This is a genomic window from Xenorhabdus santafensis, from assembly GCF_033949405.1.
Lineage (GTDB): Bacteria > Pseudomonadota > Gammaproteobacteria > Enterobacterales > Enterobacteriaceae > Xenorhabdus > Xenorhabdus santafensis.
Genome location: NZ_VCDN01000012.1, coordinates 44,585 through 71,364, shown reverse-complemented (window position 1 = coordinate 71,364; position 26,780 = coordinate 44,585). Strand labels below are relative to the sequence as shown.

Genomic DNA, 26,780 nt, shown 5'->3' with positions numbered 1-26,780 from the left:
ATAACAGAAATTTTGGCGGTTCCGGCTTACAATCCCCTATAGCGAAATAATATCGAGGGCAAAGAAGCTATTCACGCAGCAACGATTCATTGGGCTGCGCGAATAAAATCAAGCCTTGTTATTCAATCCGAATTTTCAAGGATTGCGTTGCTGTTAACAGCGTTTCAGCGACATACTCACTGCTTGGGCCATGCGCCATCACTGAGGCCACACGTTGAGTGGTAAAACTTTCTGGCGGTAACGCGACCTGACTGCCAACAGGGAGCTCAGTGAGTACATGATCTAATCCCGGTGTTTCGAGGACGACATCATCATATCCTTCCAAGCCTTGATATTGGCCTTTCCGATCGGTGAATAAAAACCGAATCCCAGCATACGACATGCTCTTCGGGGTACTTAAATCGGGTAGTTGCCCCATCGCCACCTTGAGGATATTAACTACATGATCAATACCCGTGCTACGCGGAATTAAGTGAGTGGTAATATAATCGCCGCCAGGACGCCCATTGATTTCGATAAGACTAAACTTATCGTCTTTGATTTTCCCTTCAATATGCAATGTACAGTTGTTGCATCCTAATATTTTCACCATCTGAACAACTTTACTTTGTACGTCCAAAGTTGCGTTTTGGCTGACGGTTGCCGGGAAGATATGTTGCGACTCAAAATGGAAAGGTTCTGTGGTTTGTTTATCGGTGATGCCAACCACTTCGACTTTGCCCTGATAAACCAGCACTTCTATGCTGACTTCATTACCATCAATAAACTGCTCAACGATGAATTCGTTTTTATGTCCATCAAAGATTGGATCTTTGCTGGTTGCAATCAATGTGGTCAATTTATCAATAACGTCATCGAGATCGCTACGATCCTGAAGAATAAATATCCCTTTAGATCCATTACCCCCGGTAGGTTTAATAACAGCCGGATAACCAACAACTTCCATCGCGTGCTTCAAGTCATCCAGTGTAGAAACTTGGCAGAATTTTGGACACAATCCGGTGATAGCGGAAACAGCTTGGCGTGCACGATATTTATTCCTTACCGTCTGTACTGTTTCTAATGACATTCCAGGAAGAGAAAGGGTTTCATTGATACGTGCGACAAAGCCCAGATCAAGATCCGTCCAGCTGACGGCTCCCACGACTTTGTGTCGGGATGCCACTTCCTCGACAACTTTCAATGCTTCGGCATAATTTGAAGTATCACAAACGTGCCATTCCGCTACATGCTGTTTGGCCATCTCAGGAACCGCACGGGCAATCAATACAACAGACAATCCTAACCGCTTTGCTGCGGCCAAAACTTCAAAACGTTCCCCGTTAGTACGTCTTAATCCGGCATAAATAATTACTGGGTTACTCATTTTGACTCCTTGCATTTGTAGAATATCTCAACATGCTTTCCCACCAGGTATAGTGAAAACCTTATGCTCCAGCGTCCCGTACAGCTTGATCAAAAACCGGCAACCGGTCTGGATTAGGAAACGTCACTGGCTTGAGTTGATCGAACCATACCGCGTTGCTGTCGTACGCCGCCAAGAAAGGGCGGCGACATAAATGAGGTTCTCGTGCTTGCAAATACTGTAGAGAAAAGTATTTTTTCCCATCAAATTCAAGGATCCCATCAACCATAACTTTGCCACTTGTTGCTGACATGATCGGCCCTCGCACTGAACGCGCTAAACCTGAAATCTGGGAATAAGCGGCCTGGAATATCTCATATCCCTTAGATAAGGGAACTTCAAAATACTGTTTAGGCCCAGTATCCCTTTCAACAAACATATAATAGGGAATACACCCCAATCGAACCTGTTTGGTCCATAGGTCAATCCAATTTTGAACATTATCATTAATATGCCGCAGCAAAGGTGCTTGCGTACGGATAATTGCGCCGGTTGCTAATATTCTGCCAATTGCCTTTTGTGTTTCCTTTGGCTCAAGTTCGCGTGGATGATTAAAATGTGCCATAAAGGCTACATGCCGCCCGCTTTTCACGATCTTTTCAAAGAGCAGCAGCAGCTCATCGGCATCATTATCAGTGGTGAAGCGATAAGGCCAATAGGTCAAAGCCTTAGAACCAAATCGAATAGTGCTGACCGCTGTTTTCTCCAACAGCGGCAAAATATAACGTTCCAACACTTTGGTACGCATGATCATGGGATCTCCTCCCGTAATCAATATGTCCGTCACTTCAGGGTGGTGCTGAAGATATTGCACCAACTGGTCAACATCGCGCGACTGGAAACGATCTTCGCTTTCGCCAACAAACTGCGCCCAACGAAAACAAAAGCTGCAATATGCATGACAGGACTGCCCCGCACTGGGGAAAAACAGCACCGTCTCTCTGTATTTATGCTGTATCCCACCTAATTTAATTTCGTCTAAAACGGGGATATTTAGCGCTTGGCCAGAAGGATGGGGATTTAATTCACTGCGAACCTGTCTTATCTCCGAGACTAAATCAGTACGCTCGCGGCTACGCGCCTGATCAATACGATTGAATTGTGATTCCGTTAGCATCCCATGCTGGGGGAATACCAACTGAAACAAAGGGTCACTCACACCAGCATCCCAATCAATAAGATTATCAAGAACAAATTCATTTACGCGAAAAGGCAATACCAGCGAAGTGACATCGAAGGTATTACGATATGATTCCGGCAGCTTTGCCCAATATTTGGTATCACGAAATTTATTCGCCGACATAGGAGAAAATGATTTTATCTCGCTAAGCATCTTAATACCTCTAATTGCAGTCACCCGTTAAAAACGTGCGCAAACACAGCTGTGTTAGTCACAGACAAAATAACTTATAAAAAATATTACCCAACGGTAATTGGCTATATTTAATGTTGAACGTTTTTTAGCTCGTAATTCATCCAATCAACGTTCAATAAAGTAAAGTCAGGGTGATCCAGCCCCAACGACGTAATAAGATTTCGGGAAAAGTTTGGCGTAATGGGATAAAGTGCTACAGAAAGGCTAATTAGCGCTTTTGCTACCAATCTTGCCCGCGTTCTATTAAGAGCTGAATTCACAAAGAATGGCTTCTGCACCAAGCTGATGTCTTCTATAAATGTTCGAATCTCATCAATAAAAGATGTAATGCCTCTCACCAACAAACGTACATTTGGCATCACAGGGGAATAACAAAGGCGGATTTGCTCGTCAAACCAGGTACAGTGACTAAAAAACGCAACACAATCGGCTGACCATTGGCCGGGGCCCGGCAGTTCACCATTTTGGGCTATTTTGGCGACTAACGCCTGCGCCATTGCCACACAAGCTTTCAATTGCCCATGCCAAAATTCGACGTTAAAAGCTTCAAATTCCTCTACGCGGAAATCGACTGTGATTCTGTTCGCCCTGAATTTACACAAGTAAAACCGCAAAGGCTCGGCATTTTCTGCCGTAACATATTCATCAACCCAAATGGCATGATTGCGTGACGTAGAGAACTTATCACTATTCAAGGTCACCATCTGATTTGGCATCACATGACGAGGGACGAATCCCGGTAGACCAATGGCCGCCAATACAGCAGGAATAACCAACAATCGTCCAAATGAATTATCCACACCGAATAAAATAGCCAGTTCAGGGAAATCCTCCTTGGCGACTTCATTCCAGCGGAGCTGCGTTCCCTTGAGTTCACCGATTTTCTCGACTGCCAGCAAATGGCGGGGCACATACTCCATAGGTACAGTAAATTTTAAGTGCTCAAATCCATCAATATCTACTGGGATCCCCGCCGAGTTTGGATTAGTCAGGCACACCTCAGGCAATTCCCGAGAAAGCCAGCTCTCCACATAAAGTTTAGCTTGTGTCGGCATCAACTCATTGGAGATAAAAGCTTCAATTTCTTTCCTCATGCCTTCCAGACGAAGGAATAACCGCTTCAGAGGCTTATGCGTCAGGGGCTCACCCGCCAGATTAACCGGATTCTTTAAGTCCGCATCCAGAACCAATGCTCCGCATCCTTCACATTCTGTCCCTGACGATTCCCCACCACAGTGTGGACAATCACCATGTACAAAAGCATCAACGCAAAACTGTCCTGTCCGCACATCAAAGGGGACATTATGCACCCGCTCGACGATCAATCCCTGAGCCATTAGGCGAGACAACACTTCATGCACGATTTCCGTGCCACGCTTACAGGGGCGCGTTTCCAGAAAAATATCTTCATTAACACCTAATAATCTAAGCGATTTTTTTAGGCGCTCCGTATTTCTTTCTGCCAGGCTATAGTAATCTACCCCAGCGGCATTCGCTGCAATCTGTATATGTTCCAAATGGCCGTGGGTTCCCTGAACCAAGTAAGTCTCCCTGCCACTCATTCTCGATATTCTTGCTACAACATCAGCAAACATAAAAGGCCCACCCGCATGCCCTACATGCATACCGCCATTTGGTGTCAACATAGCAGGCACAATCAGCAACGGTTTTTGTGGATCTTCATCAATTTGATTTCGCTCAATCAAATTGTTGTCAAAAATTTCTTGATTATGCCACCAGACCGTTTGCATCACGGCCCCTTGCTCTAAAGCTTCAATTCGATGACGTTGCAGGGGTTCCACACGTATGCTGTCGCCCTGTTGCAATATAAAACTCGAACCGTCCATATGGATCCGCACAGAGCCACTGATTATCGTCCAAAATTCAACTTCAGTATGATTATGCCTTTCGGTACTGCTACCAGGTTTCATATTCATGAGCCGAATGGAAACCGCTGAATCTTCCGGTATGGGATTAATGCGAAAAATATCGCCATCCCATTTTTCACCCGACATGTTTTGAGAGCTCATCACATTAAAAACATCAGAACGTTTCATTCATTCACCTCAAGCTAATGGCTTAAATCACGATAATCAGCGTTACGCAATGAAACTGTTTTTCTTGGCTATCGGCTTCACATTGAAAAATTCGACATATTTTTTATGATGGCATCACCAACAACCTTTCCGCGCTCGGACATTCCAGCAAGCGTATGCTCGGTAGGGCCGTGTTGCTCCATTGCATGATTCATGACAAAAATTGAAGCATCTATTTTATCTTTTAGTTTCACCATGAAATTTTCATTGACCACAACTTCATTTCCCTGAACGACAGGGTTAAGCGGTGCAAGCAAAGAAGTATGTCGAGTGTTTTCAAAACCAGTGGCGCAAATCAAATAATCGAAGGAAACATTTTGATCTGGCATGTGCCCATAAACATCTTTAAGCACAACGGATACGCCTTTATCACCAATCTCAGCGTGTTTTATTTCTTTATAGGGGAGTAAAAATAATCGCTCCTTTTTAGCGATGCGATCATTGAACGTTTGCTTATAAATTGCAGATAAGACATCTTCTGTTACTGTAGAAAAATTAGTATTCCTAAGCCCCTGCAACGTATCCACGCGAGCTTCATGACTGAGTTGGTAGAAACTTCTCGCCTGTGGGAATGTATACATATCATTCACAAATGGATTAGTATCTGTTCCTTTAAACGTGAAGTTGCGCGAAATAACACTCACCTTGCCAGCCCCGGTTTCCTCCAGCAGGAAACGCACTATTTCACCCGCACTTTGCCCACGGCCAATAACCCCAATGTGGCTTTCTGAATTCAAATGTTTTAAATCAATGCATTGCAATAGATGATTAGAATGGCATATTGGCGCTTTATCAATTCTTAGCTCTGGCGGAATAAAAGGCTCGTGCCCTTGAGACAGGATTAATTGATTAGTAAGGATTTTTTCGATCTCTCCTTTTCCATTAGAGAGTTCCACTTCCAGCAAAATCTTACCACTGGCTGTGTCAGTTACCTTATTCACACTGCGTACTTCATGATTAAACAGTATGTGATTCTTTAACTTCTCACCAACCCAAATAAGATAATCTGAAAATAGATTTCTTGACGGGTAATATGTATTTAGATGTACAAATTGGTGCAATGCGCCGATTTCATTCAGGTAATTGAAAAAGGTATATTTACTGGAAGGATCACGTAAGAAAGCTAAGTCTTTTAGCAAAGACACTTGTAAAGTTGAGGTCGGCAATGCAAGTCCCGGGTGCCAGGCATTATTTGGTCTTCGCTCAACTAATGCAATTTCGTGGCTACCTGACAGAATGCCTATATCGTCAAGATAGCTCAACGTAGACAAATTACCCGGGCCTGCGCCAACAAATAAAACATCAATAGACCTTGCCATCAAAATCCCCTTTCAGTATTTCCTTAAATATTCCGGTCGTAACGATAACGGCGTTACCGTCATGTCGCAGGTCGCGTAAAAAGTTTAATGTGCAGGTTTGCATCATTGGATGATGAGGATAAATGAGTCCGGGCTGTGGCTCGGTCAATGCGGTTACAGCCGCTGCAAGTGCGAAGGCTGCCGTGATATAAGCCATTGCGGTTGAAGTTGCCGGTGCTGCCATGTGCAACGTTACGCTGCCATGCTGCCCGTCAGAATTTTCGACTACCCAGCGACAAAGAACAAAATCATTGTCGAGTGTTGTTTCAACCGTGGCCTCTGTATCGGTACGCGTCAACAACTTCTCTGCGATATCGCGAATAGGCAGCTTTTCCTCGCCGATGGTGACGCAATCATCGGATAATAAACCAAGTTGCGAGCAAGCCTGTGCTGCTCGCGCGAATCCCGGCCAGCGCAGTGTGCGCTGAGAAAAGTGATCAACCTGCTGTGAAAATATAGAAGCGGTTGTCGCCATCATCGCGTCATCAAACGCTTCCAAAAGGCCAATATGTTCGAAGTGTACGTGTTCTACCTGCGAGAAACGTGGCGCACTTAGCACAGTGCCATCGCGAATCGACAACGATATTCGGGGATCAATGGGCAAACGCCGTCCAAATACCTGCTTATAGCCGAAAATTCCAGAGGGATGCTGCGGAAGCCCTCCACAGTAGGTGGTTAAACTAGTCATTTTCGGCACTCGCGACATCATACTGGCTGCAAGCCCCTCAATTAAACCCGGTTCAAGCCCGGTTCCCATCAAGATGGGATTATTGGTAGATTGCAGTTCAATTTCGCTAATAAGGGGATCATTAATATCAGGCCGTCCCAGCATGAGCATTGGCACTTTATACTGTTCTGCCAATTGTTTGAGCAGGTAACGACCATCCTGCCATGACGTTGCCAGAATCACACAATGAAAAGCGGCCAGCCGGTTCAACTCTGCAAAAATAGATTCACTGCCCAGCACTGTTAACGTTTCATCTTGAATAAAGGAGCGCCCCACTTTTCTCATCAACTCAAGCCTACCTTGATCGCGATCGAACAGAGTCACCTTTGCGCTTTTTTCAATCGCTTGCCAAACAACCGCTTGGCCAATACTGCCACCGCCAATCACTACAATATGCAGACCTGACATGGTCATGAAACGTCCCCCTATGTTGCCTCGCGTTACCCCAGCCTCTTACAAACCACATACACTTTTAACGATGAAAATTTCATCAGTAACCGTAAAATCGATAGTTAACTAACTAATGAAAAAATAAAATGTTATTTTTTGTTTGAATCAAAGGAAAAATAATGTTAACAACACCAAGTGACTTCATTACATTGTCAAATATAGGGATGTTATTGAGACAACGCTTCTTTGAAATGTCGAGGGAATGTCTGGCAACATCTTGAGGAAAAAACTATCCATTTGTTTTTAGATAAAAAAACAAAAAAACATAATAGTGAATAATCCGTATCAGCACTCACATGTACGTCTGACAAAGTTAAAATTCTCGCCTGACTACTTGTATTAATCGATTGGTTACGTCAACTTCAAGAATTATATTTACAATAAATTAACATTATTGACTCCTTGTCAGCACATGATTAAGTCATTTTAATGCTTTTGAAGTGTTATCTCTTATCGTGATTACTTTAATCAGTTGCTTTTCTATCTCGGAGAACATGATTTATGAATAGTGAGACGGTTCTACTGGTAGGTTGCCCGATCAATCAGGCATCACGCTGTATTTCCCAGGCAAAATCCCGAGGCCTGCAAGTCGTGGTGTTAGAAACAGCGGAATTAATTGAGAAAGGGTTAACTGTGCTATCGGCAGCGGATCAGATCATAGCTATGCCCAGTAAAGCTGTTGTTCACGTCAAGAAATGGCTAGAGGGACAGCCTGAATTCCCTAAAATTGATCATATTCTCACTTTCTCCGAGTACGCCGTAGAAGCCACCGCGCTTATTGCCCAACATCTCAATATTCCCTGGAATACGCCAGACAACATACGCGTAATCAAAGATAAATTCCTCCTCCGTAACAAACTAAAAGAAAAGGGAATTAACCAGCCAGATATAGCCGCTTGTTCAACAATCCAAGAGGCGATACATTTCCTCGAACAATCTGGCAGTCAGGGGCCGTGGATAGTAAAGCCTCGCATCGGTTTAGGGAGTGAAGGCGTCTCTATAGTGCGTCAGAAAAGCGATTTACAGGCTGCATTTGAAAATCTAAGCCAAGAGGACAGGCAGGCCTTTCTCATTGAGGAATATGTCGTTGGCCAAGAATATAGCGTTGAAGGTGTACTAATCTCTGGCGAGGCTCAATTTTTCGGCATTACTAAGAAGATACTGATCGATAACGATACATTTATCGAGTGCGGCCACATTATCCCAGCGCCGATATCTAAAAACTTAGCCCAAAAAATTTACGCTGAAGTCCGTAAAGCCATTGATGCCGTGGAATTACGCTACGGGTTATTCCACGTCGAATTTTGGGTAAATGAAAATGCAATCACCTTGGGAGAAATTCATGCCCGCCCGGGTGGCGGATTTATCAACTGGATGACCGAACTTGTCACCGACATAGAAACTTATGGTATTGCACTGGACGATCTCCGAGGCCAAGTTACCCCCCCTCCAGCCACGTGGCCAAGCAATGCCTATGTGTTTTCAAAGTCAGCCGGAATAAATTACCTTCAGCCTGCCCCTGGCATCATTGAACAAATGGGTGATTTGGAAAGCATTCGTCAGCACCCGCATTGTGTCCGTTTACACTGTACACTCCGCGCAGGAGATACCGTGCCGGAAGTCACTTCGTGGAAAGATTTGGAATCTATTGGTTACTTAATAGTTACAGGTGAAAACTCAGCACAAGTTGAACAACTGCTGCGCCATTTTCAAAAAGAGGCCGCGATTATTACAAAGCCAAACCCCAAATGAAATCAGTATAAAACGATAACTTCCCTTATCATCACTAGGCAATTTGATAATTTAAAATGATATTTATAATTTGTGAATACACAATATTTTCATTCAGTTATCTAGCCGCCACGGCTATTATCTCTGTATATTTAGCTGAGTTTCTGCATTTTAATGCGGGAGTTATAGGTGCCATCCTCATGGTGGCGGCCGTTACTTCCCGATCTTCCAGAATATTGGCAGCCCCTATCATCAACGCAATCCCTTCACGCCAAGTCATGCCTATCATGTGTTTTGCGACGGCTCTCGGCTATTTTCTCCTGTCCAGCGCCAGCAACATTTGGCTTATCGGTTTCAGCTTATTCTTAATTGGTTTCGGCTACGCCAGTAATAGCATGTATGTCAAAGCGCTAGTCGCTGAATATCAATCTTCAAAAAATAGCTTATTATTGCGTTATGCAGGGCTTAATGTTTGCTTTAACATTGCTGCTGCGCTGGCTCCTTTATTCAGTACTTATGTTTTCACTCATATAGGCCCGCAGTCCCCGTTCTTTATTTCAAGTCTCATTCTGTTTGGCGCTACGCCGCTGGCATACTTTTTTCATTCATCAAGCACCGTGCTCACACCACAGGTGGGCCTGTGGTATTCGTTTAAGAAACACCTTGCTAATAAACGGCTGAACTCATTATTTTTGTTAACTATCCTCACATGGATGGTCTATGCTCAGTTAGGCTCGGCGCTTCCTCTTTATGTCACCGTCGTTCTAAACCAATTTGATCGGCTTGGCCCTTTACTTTTCATGAATGCGATCATTGTGATAGTTCTGTCTTATCCGCTAGCCATGTTCCTCTCCCGCTATAGCGTGAGTTCAAATACATTATTGCTCTGGGGATTTTTTCTCTATTTTTTCGGCTTTGGCATGATAATTATCGGCGGCGGTTTTATCTATGTTACTGGTGCAGTAATTCTCTGGACGCTGGGAGAAATACTCATGATACCCGCCTTATCGACCTTCCTAGCTGAAGCATCACCGCCAGAAATGCGTACCAACACTATTGGGTTGAATTCGATTGCTGTCGGAGTTGGTGAAGGCATTGGGGGATTTATCGGCGCGACTACCGTTCTATTCCATAATAAACTTCATCAAGGAAACTTGGCCTTCATTTATATTGCAGGTATAGCTTTCCTTGGAATGCTTCTTGCTTTTTATGTAAGAAAATCATGTAAGACCTTAGATGCAGACGCCATTAGCAACACAGAAGAACATTGATATTTAATCTTGTTTCTTATAAATATGCCACAGATAACAGTATATTATCTGAAACATATTATCCGGAGCTATTAATCAAAATTTTCCTACCAAACAGCCGCTTAATTTTCCCTTCACAAATTCTGCTAGACAAAAGAAATATTCTATTTATTCTATAGAAAAACAATTTATAAAATAAATTATTCACATAAACACATCAGAATAAATAATCAGATTTCAGATTACTTTCAACTTATAAAAAATCATTTTTTATAATTCAGAGAGGCGTATCATGTTAAAAAAATCAAATTCTCTTAACTTTATTCAGCCAAAAAAAGACAAAACACAAACTCGGTACGAGTCAAAATCTTTCGAATCTATCCCGCAAAGTTCTTTATCTTTCTTTAACAATCCTAACTGTATGTCATCATATAGCGTATATAATATGAGAGTGAAAGAAGTTTCATATCAAGAAGCTAAGCAAGCTATTTTCATAATTGAAGAATCCATTATGAAACAGGGATGGTTTAGTCATATTAAAGATTTCAAGAATGGAAAAGACGATATTGAAGATAAAGAAGAGAAAACATCACAAGATTTATGGAATCTGAGATGTTATCTGACAAAAGATATTTTAAACGACATTAAACAATCACTTCCTGAAGGAAATCAAAACTATAACGCACCAAATGTCGCTTACGTCATTTGTTATATGGGGGTATCCCCTATCGGGATTATGGTAGTGACATTGGAGGAAGAAGAGGAGGATGGTTATTTAGTATATCCTGAAGTCAATTACATTGTTACTCATCCCGGAGTTAAAAATTGCGCTTACTTATTGATGGAAAAAGCAGTAAAAATATCCTATGAATGGGGATGTTATGGCAAGTTAAAGCTAATCCCAGCAACAGATGAACTATCAGGAACTTATCAAAGAATGGGATTTAAACCTTATGATAACGGCCGTGATTTAATGGTATTAAACCCCAAAGATAGCCCAGTTTGGACGAAAATTAATACTTATGAATCTTTCCCTCCGCGTAAGATAAAGAAATATAAAATGACTTGCTAAAAATATAAAAAAATCACCAAAAATAAATAAAAACAAGGGGGAATAAGAAATACTACAACATTAAACAATGCTAATCAAAGGTACTTCATTATGTTAAAGCGAAACAACTCCTTTAATAGCTATACACCAAAAACTTTATCTGAGCCTTCATCTTTAACCCGTTCAAAGTCATTCAATGTCTTACCATCTTATCATGAATTAAAACTAAACATTAATTACAATAACCCAGGATTGATTAATGGATATATTCCAACAGTCAAAGAAGTCTCCATTACAGAGGGAATTGCTGCAGCTAATAGAATTTACCAATCAATATTGGAAGACCAATGGGTATCTCATATTGAAAGTATAAATGAAATGGAAAGAGAAACGGATAAGAAAAGGAAAAAAGAAATGGAATTAAAAATGGCAATAGAACTACATAAAGATAGGCTAGAAACACATGAAGAATTGTGGAACATGAGATGCAAGACAACATATAACTATTTGATAAAATTACGGAGAATTTCAGATTTGAACCAAAGACACGGTTACTCACAAAAAAATAATTATTTTGTGTGTGATATTAATACAGTACCTATCGGAATTATGTTACTTAACAAAGATTTTGACAAGAAAGTACTTAAGGAAGACAAAAACAATATATCACTATGCTGCCCTATAATTCATTTTATCATCACTCATCCAGGCATCCAGAATTGCGCTTATTTATTGATAGAAAAAGCAGTTAACATTTCCTATCAAATGGGTTATCACGGAAAAGTAAAACTCGTAATTGCAACAAAAGAACTTTCTCCAAAAGTTTATGAAAAAATGGGCTTTATTAGGGTTCAAGAAGCGGATAATACGATAATGTTATTAAATCCAAATGGAAACAGTGCGTGGTCTTTCTTATCTAATGAAGATGGTTATCGGTTTACAAAAATACGTTCAATTTCATGATAATGAAAATTATACAGTGCAAAATAACAAAAAACTGACCGCCAATTCATCGATCCAATTGGCGGTTTTATCAACAATTTAATCACAAATAACCCATGACGGTAATTAATGATTTTAGATATTTATTCCAATTTATAAAACTCACTAATTTATGATCTGAAGAGGTTTATCATGCTAAAAAGAACAAACTCTCTGAATAGCTATATACATAAGACACCATTTAAAAAACTATCACGTTCAAATTCGTTTAATTCTTTACCGCCAAATGACATTAAAGAAATAAATATTAATTATATGAACCCTCAGTTAACAAAAAAATATATACCATCAATAGTTAAGGAGGTTAACTTACATGATATGATAAATATTTCGAATAAATTTTACTTTTCAATCGGAAATGACGGATGGTTTGATCAGATCTTAAATATCATTGAAAATGAAGATGATTTAGAAGATCACATAGGTGAAATTAGTGGAAAAATAGGAAAAACAACAGATGAGGTTTGGGATTTAAAATGTAGCATCACACTTAAGCAATTAATTTATATTAAAGATGAACTTTATGATAGATCCCAAACTGGAGAAGATAAAAATTTTGTTTATTTTACTTGTTACATCAGAAACATACCCGTAGGAATCATGATAGTCAGATGTTACGAAGAAGTCATGCTATACCGATATGATCCTGATTTACGTTATTATCCTGAAATCACTCATCTTGTCATGCATCCAGGATTAAATAATTCTGCTTACTTATTAATAGAAAAAGCGGTTAATCTGTCCTATGAAAAAGGCTGTCATGGAAAATTAAAATTAGCCATTGCAACCCCTGAACTATCAAACACTTATAGAAGAATGGGATTTATCCATTACACACAGGAAGAGATGTCTTTAGATCCAAATGAAAATAATGCTTGGATCTTCTCCCCTAATCACGGTGGTTATCGATTTATCGGTACTTGTGGAGGTTGAAAATAAAAAATGGTTCGAATAAGTATTAATCACCGCCAATATTTAAGGTTTACTATCCAATTGGCGGTTTATTTCCACAAACTCAATAACGATTAAGTTTTTCTTACAATAATACCCTCAACATGCGACGCAACGGCTCTGCAGCTCCCCACAGCAACTGATCACCAACCGTAAATGCAGAGATGTATTCCGGCCCCATATTCAATTTACGCAAACGGCCAACTGGTGTATTCAACGTTCCAGTCACTGCAGCCGGTGTTAACTCCCGCATCGTCAATTCACGATCATTCGGAATGACACGCACCCAATCATTATGCGACGCCAGCAGCGTTTCAATTTCATGGATTGGAATATCTCTTTTCAATTTCAAGGTAAATGCCTGACTGTGGCAACGCAATGCACCGATACGGACACACAGGCCATCAATTGGAATGACATTATTGCCCGTGTTCAGAATTTTGTTGGTTTCTGCCTGACCTTTCCACTCTTCACGGCTTTGCCCATTTTCCAATTGTTTATCAATCCACGGGATCAGGCTACCAGCCAGAGGGACACCGAACTGCTCCGTCGGCAATGCGCCACTGCGGGTAAAGTCAGTGACACGTTTTTCAATATCCAAAATTGCAGAGGCAGGATCTTGTAATTCCTTAGCGACCTGATTATGCAACATTCCCATTTGTACCAGCAATTCACGCATATGACGGGCACCACCACCCGAAGCAGCCTGATAGCTCGATACCGAAGCCCACTCTACTAAATCATTGGTAAACAGTCCCCCCAATGACATCAGCATTAAACTCACTGTACAATTACCACCAACAAACGTTTTGATACCTTTATTCAGGCTATTTTGAATGTGTTGATGGTTAACCGGATCGAGAATAATGACAGCTTCATCATTCATACGCAGGGTAGACGCAGCATCAATCCAATATCCCTGCCACCCCGCGGCCCTCAATTTTGGGTAAATTTCATTCGTGTAATCCCCACCCTGACAGCTAATGACAATATCCAGCGCGCTCAGTGCGTCGATATCAAAAGCATTCTGTAATACACCTGACTTTCCAGCGCTGTTTGCTGCAAATTGTGGGGCGGGAAGTCCGTGCTGGGATGTTGTGAAGAAAACCGGATTAATCTCGTCAAAATCCCGCTCTTCCAACATTCTCTGCATCAATACGGAGCCGACCATACCACGCCAGCCGATAAGACCTACATTTTTCATCATATTTACCCTGTCTCAAGAAATGTTGCCCAGACACACTAATAACATTAAAACTGACAAAATATGACGAAAGGTGCAAGTGTATTTATAAACTATAACACCAACATTTCTGTATGGATGAGTTTGCCATTTTTAAACCATCTTGCGGTGTATCCTTCCATATCAGGATCATCGTTTTTTACCGGCCTTCCCGGTTTCTTGGTTCTCAAAAAATATCTAGGAGTAATGGGGTCTACTGTTTCAACCTTTGAGTACGCATTTTTTTCTGCCTCAAAAGCATCATTGGCCTTTTTATTACCAACAAGCCTTGAAAAATGAAGATCATATATATGTTTTAAGTCAAACATTAATTCATGGCGTTGGGTATTGTCATAACTTTCACTATAAGAAAGAGTCCTCTTATTAAACACCTTCGTACGTCCGCCAATATATCCCACATAACCAATAACAATCTTATTCGAGCAAAGTTTAAAGAATTCTAATGCAAAAGGTTTTTCAAAACCAAAAGAGGTACCTGGATGTTCCTTTTCACAATTTGCAGATTCACACATAATCAAACGAATATAATTAAAATCATTTAACACTATTCCTTTTAATTTTAATTTGTCATATAGCTCCTGAGGCGTCAATATATCATCAGACCTATTCATGACTGCTAAGTACCCGGTAAAGCTAGTTTTATCATAATCTCCATGAGCGCATACTGTTAATCTGGGATCACCATGATATCTATCTTCAAATACGTAAAACCCTTCGAATACATTAATATTTCTCATAATAACCATTCCTTGAATTTCATTGTTATCTCTATCGTGTCCACACGAGTAAAATGAATACGATGATGATTCCATATATTGTTTTCAGGAATTTATTGACTAATAAATATTAGAGCTGAGCATTGAAAATAAACAAGCGAAAAAAACGACTTAATTCAGGAGTGAATTTCTGATGGGATTTATATAAATCAATTAGATAGGAAAAATGAAATCAAAAAGCCTACAGCAGAACTGTAGGCTTTCTATCAGCGTTTCTTTTTCATGCCTTGAACGGCCTTAAAACGCGGGTTGGATTTACAGATGACATACAACCGGCCACGACGGCGAACAACTTTGCAATCAGGGTGCCGTTGTTTTGCTGTCTTCAACGAACTTAATACCTGCATGACAATCCCTCTTTATTTACTGCCCAAAAAACTGCCAAACCTTTTCTGGAAGCGAGCAGTACTGCCTTCTTGCGATACATTTCTTTGTTTACCCGTGTAAAAAGGGTGTGATTCCGATGACACTTCAATCGTGACATAGGGATATTCGGTTCCTTCCAGCGTAATCGTCTTCCCTGTATGAATAGTCGAACCTACTTTGAAATAAGTGTCTGCACTGGTGTCGTGGAACACAACAGTCCGGTAAGTTGGGTGGATCCCTGGCTTCATAAAATTTCTCTAAACACACTGTAATGTTATAATATTACATTACAATAACTCAGCTTCATGCGGTTGACAACCACATTTTTAATATTTTCTTTTGAAAATTTTGAGTTAGAAGCGATGAGATCGCGCAACATCCAATGGCATAACACACACTGCCTTAAACCATATCTAATCCAAAAAATAATTCCGATAATTAATATAATCATTTTTATAATTATCTTAATTAATTACTTTCGGCTCTATTTAATCTTACCCAACCCTTATTGAAATGACAGCCTTAGATTTTTTCACTACTAATCCACGCCTTAAAAGAAAATTACTTTATAATTTCCTTTTATTTCAGACCTCACAGTTTTATTACCGTCTTGATACCCAAATTAGGTATATTTATCTCTCAATATCCATGATTAACCTCAACAAATAGGAATTATCCAATTATTGCGAAAAGACTCAAAAAAGGCTTCTTTTTCTCTATTAACTTATTTATAAAACTGGTTTAATTCAGTATTATTTAATAATCATACCCCTCCCAGAGAAAGTATTCTGATGGATCTTTTCTTACAAAACTGTTTGGCTTTTCCAGTTGTTATATTTAGTGGCCTATTATTCATTGTTTTGTTTTATTGGATATGCGCCGCTTTCGGCTTACTTGATATTGATATCATGAGCATCGATACGGATGGTTTCGATGTATCCACTCTGGCGGGTTGGTTAACAAAACTCGGCCTTACAGGCGTTCCCATTACCATCATCATTACGCTCATTACACTATTCGGCTGGCCGCTCAGCTATTTCAGCATGCATTTGATGCTTCGTTTCATTGAAACTGATGTTATCCGCTATTTACTTGGAACCGTGACATTCTTTGCTGTGAGCTTTATCGCCTTATTACTGACAACAATGGTATTGCGCCCATTAAAGCCCATGCTGTCCAAGCTCAATCGCTCCAACAGTGTTGATACTCTGATTGGTAAAGTCGCTGAAGTACGCTCTCCCATTGTGACAGAACAGCGCGGAGAGGCACTGATGGAAAATCACGGCGCCAGCCTGATACTGCAAGTCCGGGCACCTGAAAGTGATGGCATTACCCGTGGCAATCGTGTTGTGTTGATAAGCTATGACGCCAACACGCATAGCTATACCGTAGTCAGTGAAGACGAATTTAAATTGTAGCTGCAAGTTACAACAACAAATTAATACTGAATCATTACCGTAAACCTTGCTATCTGACATGCCTCACTCACATTTCGGTCATGGATGAATAGCAGCTTAAGTTATGGATCACTGGCGCCTTACCCGCCAGCTCCAAACAAGTTCGCCTCAAAATAAAATGGAGAAATACATGTCAGATATTGCCTTGGCAGACTTCATGCCCTTCTTAGTCATCATTGCAACGATAATTGTCATTATTCTGGGTTTCTTTGGCCTTTTTAAAGCATTTTATATCAAAGTGCCACAAGGGACGGCCCTGATCGTCAATGATATGTCAGCGCAACCAAAAGTCCATTTCACTGGTGCGTTGGTCTATCCGGTGATTTACAAAAAAGAATTCATGCGCATTTCCCTGCTGACACTGGAAGTTGATCGCCGTGGCAAAGATGGCTTGATCTGTAAAGACAACTTGCGTGCAGACATCACTGTTGCTTTCTATTTGCGTGTTAATGAAACCACCGAAGATGTCCTGAAAGTTGCTAAATCTATCGGTGTCGAGCGTGCTTCCGACCATAACGCCGTTAATGCACTGTTCAGCGCCAAATTCTCAGAAGCCCTGAAAACGGTGGGTAAACAATTTGAACTGTCGAAATTATTTGAAGATCGCCAGAACTTCCGTGATCGCATTGTTGATGTCATCGGTAAAGATCTGAACGGTTATGCACTGGAAGATGTTGCCATCGACTATCTGGAGCAGACCCCGAAAAATTCACTGGATCCGAACAATATCTTTGATGCGGAAGGTATTCGCAAAATCACCGAAATCACCGCAATCCACAATATTGAAACCAACCAAAAAGAGCGCGATCAAGAACTGGCAATCCAGAAGAAAAACGTGGAAACCCGTGAAGCCAGTTTAGCTTTGGAACGCCAACAAGCGGATGCCGAAGCGCGTCAACAGCGTGAAATTGAAAGCATTCGCGCCCGGGAAGCAGCAGAAACGCTGAAAGTAAAAGAAGAAGAGCGCCTGAAAGCAGAACAGGCACGCATCCAGACCCAGCAAGAAATCGAAATTCGCGAAGAAAACCGCCTGCGTGAAGTGGAAGTCGCACAGCAAAACCGCGAACGTGCTGTTGTTATCGAGATGGAAAAAGTCACTCGTGCACAGGAACTGGAAATTGTTTCCCGTGAACGTGAAGTTGAACTCCAGCGCATTGATAAAGAAAAAGCGCTGGAAGAAGAGCGTAAAAATATTTCTAACGTGATCCGTGAACGTGTCGCTGTCGAGAAAACCGTCGCACAGGAAGAAGAGCGCATTAAAGAAGTCCGCCTGGTTTCTGATGCGGATCGCCAGAAACAGATAACCATTATTCAGGCTCAGGCCAAAGCAGAGCAAGAGTTGGTGCGTCAGGTTAAACAAGCCGAAGCCGATGAAAACAGTGCTAAATTCAAAGCGCTGGAAATCAGTACTATGGCGCAGGCAGAACTGGAAGCCGCAGCTAAACAAGCAGAAGCGAAAAAACGTCTGGCCGAAGGTACTGAAGCTGAAGAAGCGGCCTTGGGTCTGGCTGAAGCCCGCATCCGCCAAGCCAAAGCCGAAGCGGAAGAGAAAGAAGGTCTGGTACAGGCGAATGTGATTGCGGAAAAACTGCTGGCAGAAGCCCGTGGTACACAAGAAAAAGGTCTGGCGGAAGCGCGTGTTCTGGAAGCTCAGGCCGACGCAGCAGAGAAGCAGGGCCTTGCTGAAGCGAAGGTGCTGGAAGAGAAACTGGCTGCACAGGCTCGTGGTGATGAACAACAAGCTCAGGCCAAAGAGAAATTGGGGCTGGTTGACGCCAAAGTACTGGAAGAAAAACTGGTGGCACAGGCTCGTGGTGAAGGCCAGCTCGGCTCAGCCCAAGCTGAGGTTATCCGCCAGCGCCTGAAAGCCGAAGCCGATGGTCTGACTGATAAATTCACCGCAATGGGCAATCTCAACGATACCGCTCGCGATCACGAAGAATTCCGTATGCAGCTTGAGAAGAACTTCGAACAAGCCATGGCTTCCATCGCAGCCAACAAAGAGATCGCCAAAGAACAAGCCGAAGTACTGGCGGCAGCGCTCAGCAAAACCAACATTGATATCGTGGGTGGTGACGGCAGTTTCTTCAATACCTTCTCCAAAGCACTCAGTGTGGGCAAAGCCATCAATGGTGTCGTAGATAAAAGCCCGCTGGTCAAAGATGCCGTACAGAAATTGCTGGCAGGCAAGGGCGGGAAAGGTGAAAAAGAAGTCGGGGACGCAAAACTGAATCTCGACTCACTCCTGCAAAACCCAGAAGTACAGTCTTTGGTCAACATGTTCAGCTCAAATCAAAAAAATCAGGGTAAAGAGAGTACCGAAGAGTAATCGATAACATTTATCCGCCACAGAACGGTTTATAACAGTGCCAGTTATAACGTTAACTGCGGCGGATTTTTCCCTGCACTAATCCCATCCGGCATGACCATAAAAAATGATCATCCGGAATATCTGTACAGTGCACCAAAGCCAGCATTAACGTCATTAAAATCCATCTTGAGTAAGGAAACGTGATACGCCATGTCAGATAGCCAAGTGAATAATCGTGAACAGGAATTACTGGATAATGCCGTCGCAGAAGGCGGAGCCTACGATATCTTACGCAATCGCCTGTCTGAGCAAGGCCAGCAACTGCATGAAAAAGTCAGTCAGCTGAATACCCGTCGTCTGGAAGAGTTTGGTAAAAACCAGACTGACATTATCGGGCGTATCCGCATCCGAACAGAAAACAATTGCGCCGCCCGTGATATTGTCCGGGTTGGTGATTGGCTTCTCTTTGGCTACAACGTTTTTCTTGGCTTAAAAAAAGAGACACGGGTTGAAGATGTTTTTTCCCTCTACAAGCTCAAGAAAGAAAATGACGAGTATGATGTTGAATCCGTTCCGCTGACAGGCACGTTTCTCAACATCACCAGTTTTGTACAAGATTTCCACGAACTTTATACCTACTACAAAAACACCCAATTACTGGAACTGGTTGAGCGTGATGGCAAACTTCTCGCCAGCTTCCAAATTGGCGAAAGAATTACAGATATTCGAGTATTTCGCTGGGCCATTTCCAGCGATAAAACAGAAATAACCTATATCGATAATCGCGGCGAACGCGATATCGCCCTGCCCCCCGCTTACGATTTTGAGTGGCAGAAAACCACACGGGAAAACACCGTCAATGGCCGCTATCCACACATGAATATTCTGGATACCGTGTTTGTGGAAACTATTGGCGGTGATCTGACCATCAAATGTGAAAACAATACTGAAGATGGCTTGGGGATCTATCGGGAAGCGGTACTTGATAAAACCCAGTCTCTGGATGATGCCCAGATTGAATACGCTCAGACCGGCAGTTTGATCCTGTTGAAAATTTTGCCTTATCGTGAAGAATCCTGGCGTTATCTGGTCTACAACACATTGACCCAGAGCGTACAACGCATTGATGCCATTGGCTTGGCCTGTATCCAACTGCCGGAAGACCACGGTATTATTTTTCCGGGCGGCTATTACCTGCAAAGCGGGGAATACAAAACGTTTGATCAATCGATGGATGGCATGCGCTTCCGCCGAGTCCGCCGCTCTCCGAATGGGGAAGATGTCATGTATATCTTCTACGAACCCAAGCGGGGTCGTCTGGCTCTGTTCAATTACAACCTGATCGAACGCAAGCTACAGAATCCCTTGTTTGGCCACGGCTATGCCATGCTGGAAGACGGCCAAATGGTGCTGTTTGAAGGGCAATCAGAGGAACCAACCCGCATTCATCCAATGCAAATCTGGCAAACACCGTTCTATTCTGACGAATATGCGGCTCGCCAGCCGGCAAAAAACAGCTTTTTGGGGCGCATTGGCAATGCTGAGTTGGTTCGGGGGATTTCTGACCTTTACCATATCGCCAAAGAAATCGAACAACAGCAAATATCTTCCCTGCTCTACGAAAAACTGTGTCAGGATGCCCGGCGTCTGGTAGATATCTATTATTGGCTGAATGACGAACAGAGCCTGAATATCTCTTTCTTACTGAAAGAAATTGCCAATACGGGCGAAAAAGTACTGGATGAATACGAAAAAGTAGAAAGCATCCGCCGTCAGTCTATTCGCGCCATGAATGAAGCGACATCGCATCAGAAAGAATTGCTGTCAACTATGCTGCCCGAAAGCTGGACAGAGACTCAGCAATTTATCGAGGCTTTAAATAGCCTGAGCATCCAGCGCGGCCACTTGATCACACTTCGCGACCATCGCTATATCGACCTGTCTCTCCTTGATGAAATGGAAACGCAACTGGCTGAGAGCCAGCAACGCATTTCACTGGCGACCGCAGAATTCCTTGCCAGCGAAAAAGCATTGCAGCCATTTACCCTGCAATTGCAGGAACTGGAAAAAAACGTTCAGGCCGCTGCCAATCGCTCCCAGCTCAGTGAACCGCTGGCAGGCATGGAAAAAATGTCCACCGATCTGGATATGCTGTCAAACCTGATGGCCTCACTGAAATTCGAGGACACAACCCAGCAAACCCACATCATTGAGTCGATTTCCGAAATTTATGCTTTGCTGAACCAAGCTCGGGCCAGACTGCAACAACGCCGTAAAGAGCAAGGGGCGGTTGAATCCGTTGCTCAATTTGGTGCTCAATTCAAATTATTCAGCCAAGGGATCACCAATGCCCTGACGCTCTCCACTGATCCAGAACGTTGTGATGAACAACTTTCCCGTCTGTTGGTACAACTGGAAGAGCTGGAAAGCCAATTCAGTGATTACGATGAGTTCTTGAATGACATTCTGGACAAACGCGAAGAGTTGCTGGAAACCTTTGAAACGCACAAACAGTCACTGCTGGATGAACGCCAGCGCAAAACCCAGAATTTACAGGTAGCAGCAGAGCGCTTGCTGGATAGTATCATCCGCCGGACAGCGAAATTTTCCTCCCTTGATGAACTGAATGCCTTCTTTGCCTCTGATGCCCTATCGCTGAAAACCCGGGAAATCATTGAACGCCTGCGGGAACTGAAAGACAGTGTAAAAGCGGATGATATTGATGCCAAATTCAAGGCGGCAAGGGATCAGGCCATTCGCAGCCTGCGGGACAAAACAGAAATCTATGAAGATGGCGGCAACGTTATCAAACTTGGCCCGCGCCACCGTTTCAGTGTCAATACCCAAGAGTTGGATCTCACTATTCTACCACGGGGAGAGCACCTCTATTTGCACCTGACGGGCACGGATTATCAAGAGCCGATTGATAGCCCAGAACTTGAGGCCATGCAACCTTATTGGTCTATCTCCCTAGAATCAGAATCACCGCAGGTTTATCGCGCTGAATTCCTTGCCTATTCACTCATTTATGCCGCAGGCAAAGAACATGATGGCCTGATGCTGGACGCGCTGAAATCCCAGTTGAACAAACCCGATATGCTGGAAAAAACTGTGCGCGATTTTGCAGCTCCCCGCTACAAAGAAGGCTATGAAAAAGGGATCCACGACAGTGATGCGGTTGCTATCTTGCGAAAACTAATACCAGTGGGGGAAAGTGCCGACCTTTTGCGTTTCAACCCCCATGCAAGAGGAATTGCGGTACTGTTCTGGGAGCAAATTCAGCGCGAAGAACAACCCTCATTATGGCCAGAGCGTGCCCGAACCTGCTCCAACATTTATCAGCTTTTCCGCAATGATGCCGGGTTGCTGGATCTACAGGCTGAAATCGAAGCAGAACTCAGCCTGTTCCTTGTGCGCCATCCCCTCAAGTGTGAACCTTACCAACTGGCACAGGCAGCGGAATATCTGAGTCTGGCTCTAAGCAGACCAACCGTGGAGTTCAATTTCAGCAAATATGCCCGCACGTTATTGGAAGGGTTGCAAGCTGCTCTGGAAAAAGCCCATATGTGGGGAGATTTTAACCACTCACAGCAAAATCTCGGCCAGCGCTTTACCCAGCGTTGGATGCTGGTGGAAAATTGGCTGAATGGCCTCTGCTCCTTGCCTGAATTTGCGCCACTGAAAAGTTATATTTCAGAAGCCGTCGTTCTGGTTTTACTGGAAAAAACACTCAGCGCCCGTTTCAGTGAAGTCGATCTGCACTTTACTGTCACCGATTTAATCGGCGAGCATCCTTCCATCATCAATCAAACATTGACTTTGAGCCTTGATGACTATTTTTGCCGGATGCGGAAACATCGCAAAATATTTATCCCTGACTATCATCATTATCAGGAATTGCGCCAAAACGTTTTAAACCAGCAACGCAAGGTACTGCGGTTGCACGAATTCAAGGCACGGCCACTTAGCTCATTCGTGCGCAATAAACTCATCAACGATGTTTATCTGCCACTGATTGGAGATAACTTTGCCAAGCAGATCGGGGCAATCGGGGAAGGCAAGCGAACGGATTTGATGGGAATGTTATTAATGATCTCCCCGCCCGGTTACGGAAAAACGACGCTGATGGAATATATCGCCAACCGTCTGGGTTTGATCTTTATGAAAATAAACGCCCCGGCTTTGGGGCACGATGTCCTGTCACTCGATCCGGCTCAAGCCCCGAACGCCACAGCACGTCAGGAATTGGAAAAACTCAATCTGGCGTTGGAAATGGGCAATAACGTGATGCTGTATGTGGATGATATCCAGCATACCAACCCTGAATTCCTGCAAAAATTTATTTCCCTGTGTGACGGCACACGGCGCATTGAAGGGGTCTGGAAAGGCCAGACCAAAACCTACGATATGCGCGGTAAAAAATTCTGTGTTGTCATGTCGGGTAACCCTTACACCGAATCCGGTGAGTTGTTCAAGATACCGGACATGCTGGCAAACCGTGCTGATATTTATAACCTTGGTGAAGTCTTGGGCGGCATGGAAGAGGCATTTACGCTGAGCTATATCGAAAACAGCCTGACATCAAACCCGGTGCTGGCTCCACTGGCATTGCGCGATATGAACGATCTGTATCTGTTTATCGATAAAGCGATGGGCAAACCCTTCACCAGCAATGGGTTAAGTTACCCTTATAGCGAAGCTGAAATCACCGAAATTGTGGCGATACTCGAACGGTTGCTAATAATGCGGGATATCGTGTTCAAGGTGAACCAGCAATACATCATCAGCGCCGCGCAATCAGATAAATACCGGACAGAGCCGCCATTCAAATTGCAAGGCAGCTACCGCAATATGAACAAACTCAGTGAAAAAGTTTCTGCTGTCATGAATGATGCGGAAATTCGGCGCATCATCGATGATCACTATTTAGGTGAAGCTCAACTGTTGACCAGCGGAGCGGAAGAAAACCTCCTCAAACTGGCTGAGATCCGCGGCACCCTAACGCCGGAGGAAGCACTGCGCTGGCAGCAAATCAAACGCGATTTTATGCGCAATAAAGCCTTGGGCGGCGACAATGCGGATGTCGGTGACCGCGTTGTCGCTCAACTCGCTGATTTAGTTGAAAGTGTTCAGGCATTAGGGAATTCAAAGTAATGCAATGAAGTCGCAATAAATAATAGAAAACCCCGTCGAAAACGGCGGGGAATGAGATCCTAACCGTTTAAAAGAACACGCTAAGGTAATAGATGAAATGGAAATATAGTGCAGTGAAATGACTGTGCCAGCCCCATTGTTAACTGTATATTACTTGCACTACCACCTGCATTGATTGAGGCGTTTCACGTCAATTATCATAACCCGAAGGACGCTATTATGCGGATAATTATAATATTTCTTACTTTTTTCCTGTATGGAACTCACTCTCTGGCTGCGACTCCCCAAAATTACCTTTACACATCTTCAGGAGAACTTGAAGAATTAGGCTCGTTGCTCGCAAGACCTGATATTAAAGGGGTACAGATAATCTATACCTGGAAACAATTGGAAAAATCAAAAGGTGAGTATGATTTCTCCGCTATAAAACAGGATCTGTCAGTACTCAATAAAATGAATAAGAAACTTTTTATTCAGATCCAAGACCGATTTTTTGAACCAACCCGCAGAAATATCCCTCTCTATTTACAGCAAGAACCTGAATATAGCGGCGGTCTGGTCGCGCAGTCAGACAATCCGGGGGAAGGAAAAGCACTTGTTCAAGGCTGGGCTTCTGCACAGTGGAATGAGGCATTAAGAGTGCGGTATCAACATCTTCTGTCAGCATTGGCTACCGAATTGGATGGAAAAATTGCCGGCATCAATCTCCCTGAAACGGCCATTAGTATTGACCTGAAAAAAGCAAATGCTGGCTTTACTTGCGATAAATACTTTGCAGCAACTATCGATAACATCTTATTTGCCAGAAAAGTCTTTAAAAAATCGTATGTTATACAATATGTTAATTTCTGGCCTTGTGAATGGAACAACGACCATAACTATATGTCCCGCCTGTTTGAGATTGCCCAGAAAAACAATATTGGGCTGGGAGGGCCTGATATCGTTCCTTACAAAAAAGGGCAAATGAAAAATTCATACCCTTTTTTCCATCAATACAAAAACAAGCTGGCTCTTGTTGCGATGGCAGTTCAAGAACCCACACTAACCTATACAAACCCGCAAACTAAAAAGAAATTCACTCAGCAAGAATTTATCAAATTTGCGGAAGATTATCTGGGCGTTAATATTATTTTTTGGAGCACCAGTTCCCCTTGGCTGAATCAATAGATTGAGTGAACGCCTTGTTTCCACAAGGAGGATTGGCACTCACTTTCCTCCGGCAGGAGGGCATTTTGGGCACGAGTTGACAGGGAATCATTTCCCTCGGAAAATCGTGCCTCTTTGGTAATAAAGTCTAAATGATAAGGTAATAATCACAGTGAAGATATGGCTACAACAACGCCTGCATATTCTAATCGGACTAGCTTCAATACTTATCATAATCCAATTGCTGGATACCTTAACCGGTGGTTCATTAAGCAATTTAGGTATTATCCCACGCTATGCCCAAGGGCTGATTGGTATTCCGCTATCTCCTTTCCTGCATGGCAGCTGGGGCCATTTATTCAGTAACCTGCCCGCATTATTAGTCCTCAGTGCATTACTGATGACGCATTCCATCCGTTACTATGTGCTCGCCAGTCTGTTTATTATCGTCATGGAAGGCACTCTGGTTTGGCTGTTTGGCCGTACCGCCATTCATGTCGGAGCCAGCGGCTGGATCTTTGGCCTGTGGGGATTATTGCTGGCCAATGCTTACTTTTTGAGAAGGGCCAAAGACGTATTCTTTGCCATTTTGGTATTCATTTACTACGGCGGGATTGCTTTGGGGCTATTGCCATTACAGGAAGACATTTCAACGGAAGGGCACATTTTCGGTGTGATAGCAGGGTTGACGTTCTCTTGGCTGACCAAAAAGTGGATTATCCCGACAAAGTATTAGTTTTAGATAATTGGGAATATTATATTATTCCCTTTTACATCACCGTAAATAATAATTTAAACAAAAATAACCTTTCGTTATTTTTATTCTCGTCATTGAAGTATATCCATTTAAAATAGAATGGAAAATCTGAATGTTTAGTCATACTATATTCAAATCTTAACAAGCTATTCATCCCTACATGAATAGCATTAT

The 26,780-nt window shown here is 42.8% G+C and carries 19 protein-coding genes; 10 read left to right on the top strand and 9 right to left on the bottom strand.

Annotated features, from left to right (window positions below; all coding sequences use genetic code 11):
- Positions 1 to 118 precede the first annotated feature (118 nt).
- From FE392_RS03150 to FE392_RS03130, 5 genes are all read right to left on the bottom strand, one after another.
- The gene (locus FE392_RS03150) at positions 119 to 1,366 is read right to left on the bottom strand and encodes an ATP-grasp domain-containing protein (protein ID WP_319928778.1); all 1,248 of its coding nucleotides are present in this window, start codon (positions 1,364 to 1,366) and stop codon (positions 119 to 121) included.
- A 61-nt stretch (positions 1,367 to 1,427) separates the two neighbouring features.
- On the bottom strand, positions 1,428 to 2,738 hold the full coding sequence (locus FE392_RS03145; protein WP_319928777.1) for a KamA family radical SAM protein: 1,311 nt from the start codon (positions 2,736 to 2,738) through the stop codon (positions 1,428 to 1,430).
- 110 nt (positions 2,739 to 2,848) lie between these two features.
- Positions 2,849 to 4,837 (bottom strand): class I tRNA ligase family protein, encoded by a 1,989-nt coding sequence (locus tag FE392_RS03140; RefSeq protein WP_319928776.1) that lies wholly within the window; start codon positions 4,835 to 4,837, stop codon positions 2,849 to 2,851.
- A gap of 77 nt (positions 4,838 to 4,914) precedes the next feature.
- Positions 4,915 to 6,195, bottom strand: a complete 1,281-nt coding sequence (locus tag FE392_RS03135; protein ID WP_319928775.1) for a SidA/IucD/PvdA family monooxygenase — start codon at positions 6,193 to 6,195, stop codon at positions 4,915 to 4,917.
- The gene (locus tag FE392_RS03130; RefSeq protein WP_319928774.1) at positions 6,179 to 7,375 is read right to left on the bottom strand and encodes a saccharopine dehydrogenase C-terminal domain-containing protein; all 1,197 of its coding nucleotides are present in this window, start codon (positions 7,373 to 7,375) and stop codon (positions 6,179 to 6,181) included. Before FE392_RS03130 ends, FE392_RS03135 begins: the two co-directional genes overlap by 17 nt.
- A 537-nt stretch (positions 7,376 to 7,912) precedes the next feature.
- On the opposite strand from FE392_RS03130, the gene FE392_RS03125 reads away from it, so the two are divergent.
- From FE392_RS03125 to FE392_RS03105, 5 genes are all read left to right on the top strand, one after another.
- Entirely contained in the window at positions 7,913 to 9,163 is a 1,251-nt protein-coding gene (locus tag FE392_RS03125) for an ATP-grasp domain-containing protein (protein WP_319928773.1), read from the top strand.
- Positions 9,164 to 9,219: 56 nt separating this feature from the next.
- Complete coding sequence (locus FE392_RS03120) at positions 9,220 to 10,413, top strand: MFS transporter (RefSeq protein WP_319928772.1); 1,194 nt, start codon at positions 9,220 to 9,222, stop codon at positions 10,411 to 10,413.
- 271 nt (positions 10,414 to 10,684) lie between these two features.
- A complete protein-coding gene (locus tag FE392_RS03115) occupies positions 10,685 to 11,464 on the top strand; it encodes a hypothetical protein (protein WP_319928771.1) in 780 nt (259 codons plus the stop codon).
- 90 nt (positions 11,465 to 11,554) lie between these two features.
- A complete protein-coding gene (locus tag FE392_RS03110; protein WP_319928770.1) occupies positions 11,555 to 12,406 on the top strand; it encodes a hypothetical protein in 852 nt (283 codons plus the stop codon).
- A gap of 171 nt (positions 12,407 to 12,577) precedes the next feature.
- Entirely contained in the window at positions 12,578 to 13,378 is an 801-nt protein-coding gene (locus tag FE392_RS03105; protein ID WP_319928769.1) for a hypothetical protein, read from the top strand.
- Between the two features lie 103 nt (positions 13,379 to 13,481).
- On the opposite strand, the gene asd is transcribed toward FE392_RS03105, so the two are convergent.
- The 4 genes from asd to FE392_RS03085 form a co-directional block, all read right to left on the bottom strand.
- Positions 13,482 to 14,600, bottom strand: a complete 1,119-nt coding sequence (asd, locus tag FE392_RS03100; protein ID WP_319928906.1) for an aspartate-semialdehyde dehydrogenase — start codon at positions 14,598 to 14,600, stop codon at positions 13,482 to 13,484.
- 92 nt (positions 14,601 to 14,692) lie between these two features.
- Positions 14,693 to 15,376 carry a hypothetical protein gene (locus FE392_RS03095; protein ID WP_319928768.1) on the bottom strand — a complete coding sequence of 228 codons (684 nt, stop codon included), beginning with the start codon at positions 15,374 to 15,376 and terminating at the stop codon, positions 14,693 to 14,695.
- 245 nt (positions 15,377 to 15,621) lie between these two features.
- Positions 15,622 to 15,762: a type B 50S ribosomal protein L36 gene (gene ykgO / locus FE392_RS03090; protein WP_319928767.1), complete on the bottom strand. Its 141-nt coding sequence runs from the start codon at positions 15,760 to 15,762 to the stop codon at positions 15,622 to 15,624.
- A gap of 12 nt (positions 15,763 to 15,774) precedes the next feature.
- Positions 15,775 to 16,029, bottom strand: a complete 255-nt coding sequence (locus tag FE392_RS03085; protein WP_319928766.1) for a type B 50S ribosomal protein L31 — start codon at positions 16,027 to 16,029, stop codon at positions 15,775 to 15,777.
- Positions 16,030 to 16,689: 660 nt separating this feature from the next.
- On the opposite strand from FE392_RS03085, the gene FE392_RS03080 reads away from it, so the two are divergent.
- The 5 genes from FE392_RS03080 (at position 16,690) to FE392_RS03060 (ending at position 26,585) form a co-directional block, all read left to right on the top strand.
- Positions 16,690 to 17,199, top strand: a complete 510-nt coding sequence (locus FE392_RS03080; protein WP_319928765.1) for a ubiquinone biosynthesis protein UbiH — start codon at positions 16,690 to 16,692, stop codon at positions 17,197 to 17,199.
- A gap of 169 nt (positions 17,200 to 17,368) precedes the next feature.
- Positions 17,369 to 19,567: a hypothetical protein gene (locus FE392_RS03075; RefSeq protein ID WP_439153454.1), complete on the top strand. Its 2,199-nt coding sequence runs from the start codon at positions 17,369 to 17,371 to the stop codon at positions 19,565 to 19,567.
- Between the two features lie 192 nt (positions 19,568 to 19,759).
- Positions 19,760 to 24,703 (top strand): DNA repair ATPase, encoded by a 4,944-nt coding sequence (locus FE392_RS03070; protein ID WP_319928764.1) that lies wholly within the window; start codon positions 19,760 to 19,762, stop codon positions 24,701 to 24,703.
- A gap of 219 nt (positions 24,704 to 24,922) precedes the next feature.
- Positions 24,923 to 25,870: a hypothetical protein gene (locus FE392_RS03065; protein WP_319928763.1), complete on the top strand. Its 948-nt coding sequence runs from the start codon at positions 24,923 to 24,925 to the stop codon at positions 25,868 to 25,870.
- A 151-nt stretch (positions 25,871 to 26,021) separates the two neighbouring features.
- Positions 26,022 to 26,585 carry a rhomboid family intramembrane serine protease gene (locus FE392_RS03060; RefSeq protein WP_319928762.1) on the top strand — a complete coding sequence of 188 codons (564 nt, stop codon included), beginning with the start codon at positions 26,022 to 26,024 and terminating at the stop codon, positions 26,583 to 26,585.
- Positions 26,586 to 26,780: the final 195 nt, after the last annotated feature.

Excerpts from the sequence above, each read along its gene's own strand:
- FE392_RS03115 (WP_319928771.1), top strand. The coding sequence starts at position 10,685 with ATGTTAAAAAAATCAAATTCTCTTAACTTTATTCAGCCAAAAAAAGAC.
- FE392_RS03065 (WP_319928763.1), top strand. The coding sequence starts at position 24,923 with ATGCGGATAATTATAATATTTCTTACTTTTTTCCTGTATGGAACTCAC.
- FE392_RS03120 (WP_319928772.1), top strand. The coding sequence starts at position 9,220 with ATGATATTTATAATTTGTGAATACACAATATTTTCATTCAGTTATCTA.
- FE392_RS03075 (WP_439153454.1), top strand. The coding sequence starts at position 17,369 with ATGTCAGATATTGCCTTGGCAGACTTCATGCCCTTCTTAGTCATCATT.
- FE392_RS03125 (WP_319928773.1), top strand. The coding sequence starts at position 7,913 with ATGAATAGTGAGACGGTTCTACTGGTAGGTTGCCCGATCAATCAGGCA.
- FE392_RS03085 (WP_319928766.1), bottom strand. The coding sequence starts at position 16,029 with ATGAAGCCAGGGATCCACCCAACTTACCGGACTGTTGTGTTCCACGAC.
- FE392_RS03135 (WP_319928775.1), bottom strand. The coding sequence starts at position 6,195 with ATGGCAAGGTCTATTGATGTTTTATTTGTTGGCGCAGGCCCGGGTAAT.
- FE392_RS03140 (WP_319928776.1), bottom strand. The coding sequence starts at position 4,837 with ATGAAACGTTCTGATGTTTTTAATGTGATGAGCTCTCAAAACATGTCG.
- FE392_RS03145 (WP_319928777.1), bottom strand. The coding sequence starts at position 2,738 with ATGCTTAGCGAGATAAAATCATTTTCTCCTATGTCGGCGAATAAATTT.
- FE392_RS03095 (WP_319928768.1), bottom strand. The coding sequence starts at position 15,376 with ATGAGAAATATTAATGTATTCGAAGGGTTTTACGTATTTGAAGATAGA.
- FE392_RS03105 (WP_319928769.1), top strand. The coding sequence starts at position 12,578 with ATGCTAAAAAGAACAAACTCTCTGAATAGCTATATACATAAGACACCA.
- FE392_RS03110 (WP_319928770.1), top strand. The coding sequence starts at position 11,555 with ATGTTAAAGCGAAACAACTCCTTTAATAGCTATACACCAAAAACTTTA.
- FE392_RS03070 (WP_319928764.1), top strand. The coding sequence starts at position 19,760 with ATGTCAGATAGCCAAGTGAATAATCGTGAACAGGAATTACTGGATAAT.
- ykgO (WP_319928767.1), bottom strand. The coding sequence starts at position 15,762 with ATGCAGGTATTAAGTTCGTTGAAGACAGCAAAACAACGGCACCCTGAT.
- FE392_RS03150 (WP_319928778.1), bottom strand. The coding sequence starts at position 1,366 with ATGAGTAACCCAGTAATTATTTATGCCGGATTAAGACGTACTAACGGG.
- FE392_RS03130 (WP_319928774.1), bottom strand. The coding sequence starts at position 7,375 with ATGACCATGTCAGGTCTGCATATTGTAGTGATTGGCGGTGGCAGTATT.
- asd (WP_319928906.1), bottom strand. The coding sequence starts at position 14,600 with ATGAAAAATGTAGGTCTTATCGGCTGGCGTGGTATGGTCGGCTCCGTA.
- FE392_RS03080 (WP_319928765.1), top strand. The coding sequence starts at position 16,690 with ATGAGCATCGATACGGATGGTTTCGATGTATCCACTCTGGCGGGTTGG.